Consider the following 11,425-nt stretch of genomic DNA (forward strand, 5'->3'; position numbering starts at 1 on the left):
TATGCTCTATTTATGGTTGAAATATATACACATTTTAAGCTCGACTTTATTATTTGGTACGGGAATCGGTACAGCTGCTATTATGCTGTATGGCCATTTAAAGAAAGATGTTGTTGTTATGGGCGCCATTAATGAATATGTTGTACTTATTGACTGGATTTCTACAGGTAGTACCATGATTGTTCAGCCCTTAACTGGACTAGCTATGGTTTATATTGCTGGTTTTCCTTTAAGTTCATTATGGATATTAGGTAGTTTAGTATTTTATACCTTAGCATTAATTTGTTGGCTTATTGTTGTTTATTTACAAATTAAAATACGAAATATTACCTCCTATGCAGCACGAACAAATTCACCATTGCCAGCTGCTTATTACCAGTACTTTAAATATTGGTTTATATTAGGCTGGCCAGCATTTGTTAGTTTCTTAATTATCTTTTATTTAATGACATTTAAACCTTACTCAATTCCATTTTAACAACATCAGCCACTGAACAATCAGCTTGCTCGCTTGATAAGGAGTGTTTTAGTTTGGCTAAGCGAGTAGTGATTTTTTTTTGCAAAGAACTATTAGAAATTAAATCGTTTAAGGTTTTTGTAAGTTCTGAACTGTTGCAATCATATTGCAACAGTTCAGGAACAATCATTTTATTTTGTAAGAGATTACAAAGTCCGAGATATTTAACTTTAATTACTTTAGCAGCAATTAAATAACTTAAGAAAGAGCCTTTATAAATGATACACATTGGCTTTTCCATCAGAGCACATTCAAGCGAAGCTGTACCTGATGCGACAACTACATAATGACTACAAGCAAGAACATCAATTGCCTGTCCGTCAATAAAACTAATTTTTATAGGGCTATTTTTAAAGAAATCTTTAATTAGCTGGGGATTAAGTGTTTGAGCAATAGGAATAACAAAGTGTAGATTTTGATGAATTAAGGCTAGGTTTTCAGCAGTTTTAACCATAACGGGTAGATGTTTCTCAATTTCGCTACGGCGACTACCTGGCAATAAGGCAATTAACTTTTTATTTTTAGGAAGTTCAAGACATTGGCGTATTTGTTCAATATCCTTTGATGGCTTTACACGATTTACTAACGGATGGCCGACAAAAGATACTGAAACACCTGCTTTTTGGTAAATTTCTTTTTCAAAGGGAAAAATCACGACCATGTGATCAACACATGCCTTAAGTGTATGAATACGATTTGCTTTCCAAGCCCATATTTGCGGGCTTATATAATAGATAATACGTAGTCCCAGTTTATGTTTAGCAAATTTGGCAAGGGGAATATTAAATCCGGGGCAATCAACAAGAATAACTAAATCCGGTTTAGTCTCTTTTAAATGTTTTTTAATAATATTAAACGTTTTTTTAATAACGAAAGCATGCCGAATAACCGCCGTGATACCTATCACACCGAACTGAGCTAAATTGGCAACGATATTAACCCCGGCTTCTTGCATATGTTTGCTTCCCATACCACTAAATTGCAATGAGGGGTCATAAACTAATAATTCCTTAACTAAATCCGCTGCATGATGATCACCTGATTCTTCACCTGCAATAATAGCAATATGTTTAGGCATAAGCGTCAGTAAGCCGAGATACTAAATCAGTATTAATAAGAGCAGTTATTTTTTGAGCCGTTGCTAGCGCGTTACGTCCTTCTTGGCCCGTAACTAAAGGTACGCTATCTACTGTTATACAATGGATAAATGCCTTAATTTCCTCTAAAAGGGCATCACCCTTTTCAAAAACAGATTGGTGGCGAGTAATTTCAGGGATACCTGGAAACATTTCTCCTTGTCCTTTACAAAAAACAGCAAATTGCTTGTTATGGTAGTCAATTGAAATATAAGAATTAGGTTGAAAAATACGTGTTTTGCGTTCAGTTTTAAAACTGATACGACTTGCTGTAATATTTGCAACACAATTATTTTTAAAACGAATGCGTGCATTAGCAATGTCAATAGAAGAGGACAAAATAGGGGTGCCTTGCGCATCAATTTTAACAATAGGACTATTTACAATAGTCTGGATAATATCAATGTCATGAATCATCAGATCTAGAATAACATTTACATCGGTGCCGCGTGGGTTAAAGGGAGCTAAGCGTTGCGACTCGATAAAAAGAGGCCTTTCTAAATGCTCTTCTAAAGCTAAACGCGCTGAATTAAAACGTTCTAAATGACCAACTTGTAGCTTTGCACTATGTTTTTTAGCTAATGCAATTAACTTATCAGCTTGTTCTACTGTCTCAGTAATAGGTTTTTCAACAAGCACATGAATGCCATGAGCTAGGCAGTCTTTAGCAACATCAAAATGCTGGTTTGTTGTGGTAGCAATACTAACGGCATCCACTTTTCCAAATAATTCTTTATAATCATAATAAGGGGTGACGTTAAGTTCTTGTGCTACTTGGTCGCAAACATCCTGATTAATATCGCAGACCCCAACGAGATTCACGTGAGGTAAATTTTTATATTTTTGGGCGTGAAAACGGCCTAAATAGCCGACACCAATAACAGCACAGTTTAACACGTTCATGAAGATTGGAATTGAGTAATGTAGGCGCATGATCGCATTTCTTAGCTGATAAATCAATTTGAAAAGTTATCTTAGCTGTTTTAGTATGCGTCAAAGAAAAATAAGATACTAGAGTAGGGGAAGAATTAAAATGATTCAGTATATTGCAGGCGTAGATGAAGCAGGCCGCGGTCCTTTAGCAGGGCCAGTAGTGACTGCAGCCGTCATTTTAAAAGAGCCTATTGAAGGGCTTACCGACTCTAAAAAACTTACAGCCGCTAGGCGCTATGAACTTGCACTTGAAATTCAAGCTAAGTCATTGGCCTTTGCCTATGGTCGAGCAGAGGTTTTTGAGATTGAGCAATTAAATGTCCATCATGCGACATTATTGGCCATGCGTCGTGCTATTGAAAGCTTACCATTACGTCCGCACTTCATTAAAATTGATGGCTTATATGTACCTAAGATAGAGATTCCTTGCGAAGCGATTATAAAAGGAGATCTACTCATTGCTGAAATTAGTGCGGCCTCAATTCTAGCAAAAGTAGCTAGAGATAATGAGATGATGGAAATGGAAAAACTCTATCCAGGCTATGAGTTTTCTAGCCATAAAGGCTATTCTACTGTTAAACATTTAGACGCCTTACAAAGACTTGGCCCTTGCGCAATTCACCGAAAAGGTTACGGCCCTGTTGCTAAATTACTTGCTTTAAATACTAACAAAGTTGAGGAGCTAGAAACTGTATAGCGCTACCCACTAAGCTTTATACGGCGTTGCAAGTTCACTTGGCTCAGTCATGTACTTATGTGTACACTCTTTCGCCTCGCTTCACTTGCGCCTTGTCTAAAGCTTAGTGGGCCGCGCTATATCTAATGCAGTCATATCAGTTTAACGATAGGCATTAAATAAAATTCGATGTGAACTAACAGACATTAAAATACCAAAGCTAGCTAAAAAGGTAACCATGGCAGTTCCACCATAACTGACAAGGGGTAGAGGAATGCCAACGACAGGTAAAATACCCATGACCATACCAATATTGACAAAAGCAGATAGAAAGAATGTCATAGCAAGACTGGCTGCTAACAGACGGGTAAAGCTAGTTTGAGCTTGATTTGCAATTTGTAATCCTCTTAAAGATATAAGAATAAAGAGAATAATTAAAATAATGCTACCGACAAAACCGAATTCTTCTCCACTGACTGCAAAAATAAAATCAGTTGCATGCTCAGGTAGAAAATTTAAGTGTGATTGGGAACCTTGTAACCAACCTTTCCCGAAAGGGCCGCCCGAGCCAATGGCAATTTTAGATTGAATAATATGATAGCCAGAGCCTAGAGGATCTTGTTCTGGATTAAGCAAGGTGAGAATACGCTGCTTTTGATAATCATGCATAACATGCCATAAAAGGGGAGCGGAAAATCCAGCAATTAATCCTACGGTTAAAATCACACGTATTGAAATACCTGCTAAAAAGATAGCACTTAATCCGGCTGAAACGACCATAATTGCTGTGCCTAAATCAGGTTGTTTAGCAATTAAAAGTGCAGGCATGAAAATAATTAGAGTAGCAATTCCAGCTGTCCTTAAGTCAATGGGAGTCGGTTTACGATCTAGATACCAAGCTGCCATCAAAGGAACTGCCAATTTCATAATTTCTGAGGGTTGAAAGCGAAATAACCCTAAATCAAGCCAGCGTTGGGCACCTTTACCAATCTTTCCCATAATCATAACAGCAATGAGTAGAGCAAGACCTATTCCATAAAGCCAAGGTGTCCAGATTTTATATTTATGAGGTGGAATAGCAGCAAATATTAGCATAATGCTAGCAGCGAAGCCTAAACGTATAGCCTGACGAATAACCATATTAATATTTTCATTGGATGCACTATATAAAATAAGCATACCAAAGGCCATTAATGTAATTAATAAACCGAATAAAGGCCAGTCAACATGAAAGGATTTGACAGTAAATCTATAAACTGGGCGCGAATGATAGTTTCTCATGTGCTGACCTCATTTTGTTTAAACTGGAAATAGGCATCAAGAACTTTGCGAGCAACATTTGATGCTGTAAAATCATTTTCAACCATGACAGCAATTGCAATTTCCGGCTTTTCAATGGGAGCGAAAGCAATAAATAAAGAGTGATCTCTTAAAAATTCTGGAATTTCTTCATAGCGTTTTTTTTCATATTGGCGACCACTAAATACTTGTGCTGTGCCCGTTTTACCAGCAACCGAATAAGGTGTTGTCCGGCCAAAGCGATAACCTGTTCCTTCATCACTTTTAATCACAGCCCGCATAGCTTCGGCAACAACTGTCCAATAACTTTCATCTCTTAATTTTATAGGATATTCCTCTACTGGCTTAAAAGGATGAACTTCGTCTCGGTCACTTTGAATAGATTTTTGTAATAAATGGGGTCGATAACGACGGCCTTTTTGACTTAAAGCAGCTGTTGCATTGGCTAATTGCAATGGCGAGGCAAGCATAAAACCTTGCCCTATAGCTGTGATCAATGTATCACCTGGAAACCAAGGAACACCCTTACTGCGTCGTTTCCAATGGGCATTGGGTACAATGCCTGGCGCTTCTTCATTTAAATCAACATTGGTAAGCTGGCCAAAACCAAATTTATGCAACATGTCTTCTAGAGCTCTAATACCTATCTTATGACCCAGTTGATAAAAATAGGTATCACAAGAAACTGTAATTGCGCGAGCAAGATTAATCATTCCATGACCTGTTTTTTTCCAGTCACGATATTCATGGCTAACGCCAGGTAATTTAAACCAACCGGGGTCAAACACACGATAGCTAGTATCAACCACACCTTTCTCTAATCCAGCTAAAGCTATAAAGGGTTTCACTGTCGATGCAGGTGGGTATAATCCTCGCACAGCACGATTATATAATGGTTTATCTTTGGCACTAGCTAATTTTTGATAATCATTAAGACTAATACCGTTAACAAATAGATTAGGATCATAGCTTGGTGAACTTGCCATCGCCAAGATATCGCCATTATGAGTGCTCATTGCAACGACTGCGCCTCGCTTATCTTTTAAGGCTTCATAAGCAACCTTTTGTAGGCGCGCATCAAGTGTTAAGTAGAGTTTTTCACCTGAAACTGGATTTTGCTTATCTAGCACCCTAATAGTTCGGCCGCTAACGTCCGTTTCAACTAATTGATAACCTACTTGGCCATGTAAAAGTTTTTCATAAAATTTTTCAATGCCTGCTTTGCCAATAAAATTTGTTGCTCGATAATTAGTTGGATTTACTTCGCGCAATTCTTGCAGATTAATTCTGCCAACATAGCCTAAAAGATGTGATGTTATTTCGCCTAAGGGATAATAACGCATTAAACGTGCCTTAATATTAATACCAGTAAACTGATGTTGATGGGAAGCAAAGGTGGCAACTTCTTCCTGATTTAATTTAAGTTTTAGGGGAATGGGAACGAATGATCGGTTCTGACGGCGAGTACGGTTGAAATTATCAATATCCTCATCATTTATGGACGGAAGAAGCTTTCTTAAATCTTCTAGTGTCTTTTTTAAGTTCTTCACATGTTCTGGAATAACTTCTAATACATAGACAGGAATATTTTCAGCGAGAATGACGCCTTTTCTATCTAAGATAATGCCCCTTGGCGGTGCAATTGGAATGACGCTCATTTGGTTTTTTAAAGAGAGAGTTTCATATTGCTTATATTGAGCTAATTGTAAGTACCCAAGTCTCGCAATAATTAATGCAGAGCAGCAAATTATAATTGCAATCAATAAGTTTAAGCGAGAGCAGTGAATATGAAATTCAATTTGCTCATTTTTAACACGTTGGTTTAAGCGCATTTTTTTAGTGTTATTTTTTAAAAGCCAAGTGAAAAATGAATGGACATCTTAACGCAAAATATCATTTGTGATAAGGGTGTTTATAAATAATTGACCATGCACGATAAATGGCTTCTAATAAAACAATTCTAACTAAAGGATGCGGTAAGGTAAGTGTTGATAAAGACCACTGCTCTTGGCTGCGTGAAAGCGTATGAGGCGTTAAGCCCTCTGGGCCACCGATGATAAAACAAACATGACTTGTTATCTGTTGTAAGGCTTCAAATTTAAAAGCAAGCTGTTCACTACTAAATGTTTCACCTTCGATTTCAAGCGCGATAATTCTAGCAGTTTCTGGGATAGCCGCATCAATGAGTAGAGATTCTTTCTCTAAAATACGTTTTAAATCACTTGACTTGGTGCGTTTTATTAAAGGAATCTCAATTAAATTTAATTTAACGTATTCTTTCAAACGCTTACTATATTCATTAATGCCTTGATCAATCCAAGCAGGCATTTTATTACCACAAGAGATAACGGTAATTTTAAACATATTAATTTATTGGCTGTCTTGCCATAACCCTTCTAAATTATAGAAAGTTCGAGTATCTGGCTGCATGACATGCAAGACAAAGTCTCCAAAATCAATTAAAGCCCAATCGCCACTTTCTAGACCATGTGATCCTAATATTGGAATATTAGCCTGTTTCATTTTTTCGACTATATTCATAGCAATAGCTTTTACATGTCGAGAAGAGCGACCACTGCTAATAACCATAAAATCGGTTACTGAGGTTTGATCACTAACATCGATGGTGACAATATCGATTGCTTGATTATCATCTAAGATTGAAAGAAGTTTTGTAAGTTCAGGTGATTTTTCTAACATAGTTAAATCAGTTTTAAAGCGTTGCATAATAACAGACATACTTGAAACAATTCAAGCTAGCTTAGATTAACGTGAGTCTAAAATATAAGCGGGATAAGGACTCATTTATATGACAAAACTAACATTATCCTGTAAAATGCGAAGTATTTGTACGGAATCTTCATCAAAAGGTTTTATAATTTGTTGTTAGCGTCTATTGTGCTATCGGTTTTATTTCTTCGTTATATTGAAGTGCTCTTTTGATGACTTTGCGTCCATAAAAATACTTACCAAAAACATTAGTTACCAATTGGTTAATCATATGAGGAAAAAATGGCATTGGCCTTAAGACATCAATGATTAAAACAGCCCGATAATCTTCACTTCGATTTCTAACTTCATGAGGCCATGAATCATCAAATAAAATAGCTTCACCCTCCTGCCAAGTATAAGGCTGATTATTAACAATAATTTCTGGCGGATGATTTTTAGGAATGTGAATGCCTAAATGGTAGCGTAGATATCCCATATAAGGGCCTTTATGCAGAGGTATAGATTTTCCTGGCTCTAAAATAGAAAAAAAAGCTTGAATTAAGTTAGGAACCCCTTTTAATAATTGACAAAGCTTAGGGCATAAAGCTTGAGCTTTTTCTACTTCATAGCCCAAAAGATAAAGCATAAACACATTCCAGTTTTTTTGTGTTGTATCTGAAATCTTAGCTTCGCCGGGATCAATATCGTGATACCTGGGTAATTGATTGCTGTTTGTTAAAACCTGATAAAACTCTTTTTTTATTTCATTAAAATGGTTAGTTATCTCATTTAATGAAGGAAAAGTTTGTTCAATATCAAAAAACGTTGGACGCTTATCATAGCCAATATAACGGCCATAAATATTATTAATAATATCTTTAAAATAATGATAATCCATTGATGAGCCTAAGGTGATTAGCTTTGTTACCGGTATGGTATTCAAATCACTTGATTAAAGTCAATTTATTCTGAATTTGTTAGAAGCTTGATTATTTAGATTAAATTTAAGTTAATTACACTAGACGTATAGTTTCTGCTGATAGATTTATAAAACTTTGATAAGATAATTTTTTTAAATTTAAGTGTATCTGCAATATTTTAATAGAGAAACCTACTTAAATGAGTTTTACTTCTTGGTACTATCCCTCTTTTATTGCTCTTTTATTATATGGAGTTTGGGGTTATTGGGGCTCGCGAGCAGCAGATTTCATTAATCCTTTATCTATAACTTTTTATTCAAGCTTAGGCGTACTTATTTCCGGTATTGTCGCGCTAATATTGTTAAGTTTTAAACCAGAGCTCTCTATTAAAGGGAGCTTTTATGGTTTATTAAATGGTTTGGCTAGTGGTATTGCATGTATTTTTTTTATTATGGCCTTACGTAAAGGTCCCGCTATACCCGTGGTTCTTATAACATCCATGTATCCTGTTGTAACCTTAATTTTATGCATGATTTTCTTAAAGCAATCAATTACTTATAAACAGGCATTAGGGATGGCTTTTGCTTTTATAGCTCTATTTTTACTTGCTGATATATGAATTAAATTTAAGAATTTTATACTTAGACACGTCTTTTCTACAATTTAAACTCTCCTCGACTTAGCTAAAAAGGCGATGATCTTAACTCTAAGGCCTTATCATTTACTAAATTCATAAATAAAGAAATAATATTATTTTGCTCGCTTGTGCAAAACCATTTCCCTTTTTGTTCTAGCAACCTAAGTTTCTCATAAACTGCAGATAAGAGAGGTAAATTTAACTGATGTAATCGTGCGTAATCTAAAACATTAAATACAATGTACTGTGATTCAATTTGCTTATCTGCTTTAAAATCATAATACATACTTGGATAATAGCCTTTCAGTGTTGCAGTTAGCGCAATTAGCTTTTCAATTTTGTCTTTAATTTCTGCATCATCCTGCTTTGCGACTAAACAAACTTCATGCATTATCGCTCTCACAATAGCTTGGTATTGCTTCTGAGTAGCCAGTACATCAACTGATGTATTAAATATGAGAGACAAACTACTAAAAGGGGTATTCCATAACAGCTTGCTCCAGCGAATAATCCGATGACTTTCAAAAAGGCGTATTGGTGGGCAAAGCGCATTAGAAAGATTAGCGTATGCTAACTGTTGTTTTATATCTTCACAGGAAGGAATATCCTGTTGATTAAAAGGGGCTAAGTTTAATTCGCCTAGATGATTTACTTTAATATAGCCAGGTTTTATTTTGGTAGCACCAATAGTAGTCACACCACAAACAATTGTCTGAGTGCTAATTAAAGTAGATAAGTACTCCTCGTTACCAATCCCGTTTTGCAAAATAAGTATTTTACTTGCTGGTTTTAAAGCAGGCGGAAGAAATTTTTTCAATAAATGATTTTCGGTTGTTTTTAATGCAACGATAACAATATCGGATTTGGGCAGTAGTCTATAATCTTTCTCAATTTGATTGGGCTTTATTTGGATGACACGAGTATTAGGTAACTCGATTTCATAATACTTCTGTTCTTGTACTATGGCGAAGTCGGAACGCTCAAGATAGCAAACATGACATCCTGCTAAAGTAAGTAAACCTCCATAAAATTTACCAAGGGCGCCTGAACCGATAACTGTAACTGATATCATTATGCCTCTTAAAAACAATTAAGGTGATATTTAGATAAAAAAATTATAAAAATTAAATACTATAGATTCATCTTTTTTGAAAGATAAAACTATACTTTTCTTTTAAATAAATAGTCCAATATTTTGACTTTATTTGCATATGAAAAAAAATTATATCATAATTTCATATGAAATATAAGGAAGATTTATATGACTATATCCTTAAAAAAGGAGCATCAAAAAGCTCGCCAAGAAGAACTTGTACTGACAAAAGCTATTTTAAATGTGGCTAAGTATTATGATTTAACAGGTAAGGATTTATATCATATTATAGGTATAAGCGAGCCAACCGTTACGCGCTTAAAACAGGGTAAAACACTTCTCTCACCTGCTTCTAAAGAGGGGGAAATGGCCTTGTTGTTATTAAGAGTTTATCGAGGTTTAAATTCATTACTTGGCAATCATCATGATAAAGCAAAGGTTTGGTTAAATAGTGACAATAAATATTTTAAAACAAAACCTATTAATAAGTTAAAAAGTGTTACAGGAATGGTTGAGGTTGTTAACTATATTGATGCAATGCGTGGCAAGTTATGAATATATGGGAAATATGTGAAGGTAAAAAATTTATACAAGCTATTTCTGCAGAGTCTTGGAGAGTAGTAGAAGCACAGCATATTTTAAGTTCTCGCGATTTGGTTGATTCTAAAGAAGAGCACAGTTTACTCGAGGACTTAATTGAGCGTTCTAAGCCCGAAATTGATAAACAAAAAAACTACTTAATATTTACTCCTTTTCGCTATCCACCGTTGGAGTATGGTTCTCGCTTTGGCAGCAAACTTGAACCTTCACTTTGGTATGGTTCATTAGAGCTTGAAACGGCTTTTACCGAAGTAGCTTACTATCAATTAAAGTTTTTTGATGATGCCTTAGCAGATTTAGGTAATGTAGAAATATTAATGACTGCTTTTACCGCATCCTTAGTATGTAAAAGGGGAGTAGATTTAACAGAAAAACCATTTAATAAATATACCAACCAAATTTCGAAGAAGCATAATTATGAATATAGCCAGCTCTTAGGTGCTAAGATGAGAGACGAAGAAATCGAAGCATTTTTTTATTTTTCTGCACGAACACACGGAAAAAAGAAAAATATAGCTGCTTTTGTACCCTCAGTATTTCAATTAAAAAATCATCAATATATAAATAGTCAACAAAACTGGAGATGTTTTGCTAATAGAAATCTAATTGAATTCACCCGAGTTGGGGTATTAGGCAAAAAGGAATTTTCATTTTCTAGAGACTACTTAATATAAACTATGCGCTCTGTAAAACACTACCTATACTGCACCTTTAAAATTTTTTAGTAAATAATAAAAAAGCCAATTTAAGCGAGCAAAATTTTAAAAAGCAGAGCATTTTTAAACCTAAGGTTATTCACAAATTCTGGGGATAACTCTGTGCAGTATACGGGGAAAATAGCTTTCTGCCTAATCATGCGAGTCTAAATGGAGCATTTATAATTTTGCTTAATTTGCTTATAA

Annotated in this window: 13 protein-coding genes; 5 read left to right on the top strand and 8 right to left on the bottom strand. The window is 35.2% G+C overall.

Annotated elements, in window-relative coordinates:
• Position 1: 1 nt before the first annotated feature.
• Positions 2-478: a DUF2269 family protein gene (locus ACQUW5_RS11015; RefSeq protein ID WP_444991302.1), complete on the top strand. Its 477-nt coding sequence runs from the start codon at positions 2-4 to the stop codon at positions 476-478.
• Here the strand turns inward: ACQUW5_RS11015 and lpxB are convergent.
• Together lpxB and ACQUW5_RS11025 are read right to left on the bottom strand one after the other, a co-directional pair.
• On the bottom strand, positions 453-1,595 hold the full coding sequence (lpxB, locus tag ACQUW5_RS11020) for a lipid-A-disaccharide synthase (RefSeq protein ID WP_444991303.1): 1,143 nt from the start codon (positions 1,593-1,595) through the stop codon (positions 453-455). The genes ACQUW5_RS11015 and lpxB overlap by 26 nt on opposite strands.
• Positions 1,588-2,556 (bottom strand): Gfo/Idh/MocA family oxidoreductase, encoded by a 969-nt coding sequence (locus tag ACQUW5_RS11025; RefSeq protein WP_444991304.1) that lies wholly within the window; start codon positions 2,554-2,556, stop codon positions 1,588-1,590. The genes lpxB and ACQUW5_RS11025 overlap by 8 nt, the downstream gene beginning before the upstream one ends.
• Positions 2,557-2,686: 130 nt before the next feature.
• On the opposite strand from ACQUW5_RS11025, the gene rnhB reads away from it, so the two are divergent.
• Positions 2,687-3,283 carry a ribonuclease HII gene (rnhB, locus tag ACQUW5_RS11030; RefSeq protein ID WP_444991305.1) on the top strand — a complete coding sequence of 199 codons (597 nt, stop codon included), beginning with the start codon at positions 2,687-2,689 and terminating at the stop codon, positions 3,281-3,283.
• Between the two features lie 141 nt (positions 3,284-3,424).
• On the opposite strand, the gene rodA is transcribed toward rnhB, so the two are convergent.
• The 5 genes from rodA to ACQUW5_RS11055 all read right to left on the bottom strand — a co-directional run bounded on the left by rodA (position 3,425) and on the right by ACQUW5_RS11055 (position 8,171).
• A complete protein-coding gene (rodA, locus tag ACQUW5_RS11035; RefSeq protein WP_444991306.1) occupies positions 3,425-4,543 on the bottom strand; it encodes a rod shape-determining protein RodA in 1,119 nt (372 codons plus the stop codon).
• Entirely contained in the window at positions 4,540-6,393 is a 1,854-nt protein-coding gene (mrdA, locus tag ACQUW5_RS11040) for a penicillin-binding protein 2 (RefSeq protein WP_444991307.1), read from the bottom strand. Before mrdA ends, rodA begins: the two co-directional genes overlap by 4 nt.
• Positions 6,394-6,454: 61 nt before the next feature.
• The gene (gene rlmH, locus ACQUW5_RS11045; protein ID WP_444991308.1) at positions 6,455-6,925 is read right to left on the bottom strand and encodes a 23S rRNA (pseudouridine(1915)-N(3))-methyltransferase RlmH; all 471 of its coding nucleotides are present in this window, start codon (positions 6,923-6,925) and stop codon (positions 6,455-6,457) included.
• Positions 6,926-6,931: 6 nt separating this feature from the next.
• Positions 6,932-7,261 (bottom strand): ribosome silencing factor, encoded by a 330-nt coding sequence (gene rsfS, locus ACQUW5_RS11050; RefSeq protein ID WP_444991316.1) that lies wholly within the window; start codon positions 7,259-7,261, stop codon positions 6,932-6,934.
• Between the two features lie 193 nt (positions 7,262-7,454).
• On the bottom strand, positions 7,455-8,171 hold the full coding sequence (locus ACQUW5_RS11055) for an aspartyl/asparaginyl beta-hydroxylase domain-containing protein (RefSeq protein ID WP_444991309.1): 717 nt from the start codon (positions 8,169-8,171) through the stop codon (positions 7,455-7,457).
• 221 nt (positions 8,172-8,392) lie between these two features.
• On the opposite strand from ACQUW5_RS11055, the gene ACQUW5_RS11060 reads away from it, so the two are divergent.
• The gene (locus ACQUW5_RS11060) at positions 8,393-8,812 is read left to right on the top strand and encodes an EamA family transporter (RefSeq protein WP_444991310.1); all 420 of its coding nucleotides are present in this window, start codon (positions 8,393-8,395) and stop codon (positions 8,810-8,812) included.
• A 64-nt stretch (positions 8,813-8,876) separates the two neighbouring features.
• Here the strand turns inward: ACQUW5_RS11060 and ACQUW5_RS11065 are convergent, their stop codons facing one another.
• Positions 8,877-9,902 carry a ketopantoate reductase family protein gene (locus ACQUW5_RS11065; protein WP_444991311.1) on the bottom strand — a complete coding sequence of 342 codons (1,026 nt, stop codon included), beginning with the start codon at positions 9,900-9,902 and terminating at the stop codon, positions 8,877-8,879.
• A gap of 189 nt (positions 9,903-10,091) precedes the next feature.
• Between ACQUW5_RS11065 and ACQUW5_RS11070 the strand changes: the two genes are divergently transcribed.
• Entirely contained in the window at positions 10,092-10,478 is a 387-nt protein-coding gene (locus ACQUW5_RS11070; RefSeq protein ID WP_444991312.1) for an antitoxin Xre-like helix-turn-helix domain-containing protein, read from the top strand.
• Positions 10,475-11,197: an RES family NAD+ phosphorylase gene (locus tag ACQUW5_RS11075; RefSeq protein WP_444991313.1), complete on the top strand. Its 723-nt coding sequence runs from the start codon at positions 10,475-10,477 to the stop codon at positions 11,195-11,197. The genes ACQUW5_RS11070 and ACQUW5_RS11075 overlap by 4 nt, the downstream gene beginning before the upstream one ends.
• Positions 11,198-11,425 lie beyond the last annotated feature (228 nt).

The organism is Legionella pelazae, from assembly GCF_052527395.1.

Bases quoted from the DNA above. Each gene is read 5' to 3' on its own strand.
- ACQUW5_RS11015 (WP_444991302.1), top strand. From the start codon at position 2: ATGCTCTATTTATGGTTGAAATATATACACATTTTAAGCTCGACTTTA.
- lpxB (WP_444991303.1), bottom strand. From the start codon at position 1,595: ATGCCTAAACATATTGCTATTATTGCAGGTGAAGAATCAGGTGATCAT.
- ACQUW5_RS11025 (WP_444991304.1), bottom strand. From the start codon at position 2,556: ATGAACGTGTTAAACTGTGCTGTTATTGGTGTCGGCTATTTAGGCCGT.
- rnhB (WP_444991305.1), top strand. From the start codon at position 2,687: ATGATTCAGTATATTGCAGGCGTAGATGAAGCAGGCCGCGGTCCTTTA.
- rodA (WP_444991306.1), bottom strand. From the start codon at position 4,543: ATGAGAAACTATCATTCGCGCCCAGTTTATAGATTTACTGTCAAATCC.
- mrdA (WP_444991307.1), bottom strand. From the start codon at position 6,393: ATGCGCTTAAACCAACGTGTTAAAAATGAGCAAATTGAATTTCATATT.
- rlmH (WP_444991308.1), bottom strand. From the start codon at position 6,925: ATGTTTAAAATTACCGTTATCTCTTGTGGTAATAAAATGCCTGCTTGG.
- rsfS (WP_444991316.1), bottom strand. From the start codon at position 7,261: ATGTTAGAAAAATCACCTGAACTTACAAAACTTCTTTCAATCTTAGAT.
- ACQUW5_RS11055 (WP_444991309.1), bottom strand. From the start codon at position 8,171: ATGGATTATCATTATTTTAAAGATATTATTAATAATATTTATGGCCGT.
- ACQUW5_RS11060 (WP_444991310.1), top strand. From the start codon at position 8,393: ATGAGTTTTACTTCTTGGTACTATCCCTCTTTTATTGCTCTTTTATTA.
- ACQUW5_RS11065 (WP_444991311.1), bottom strand. From the start codon at position 9,902: ATGATATCAGTTACAGTTATCGGTTCAGGCGCCCTTGGTAAATTTTAT.
- ACQUW5_RS11070 (WP_444991312.1), top strand. From the start codon at position 10,092: ATGACTATATCCTTAAAAAAGGAGCATCAAAAAGCTCGCCAAGAAGAA.
- ACQUW5_RS11075 (WP_444991313.1), top strand. From the start codon at position 10,475: ATGAATATATGGGAAATATGTGAAGGTAAAAAATTTATACAAGCTATT.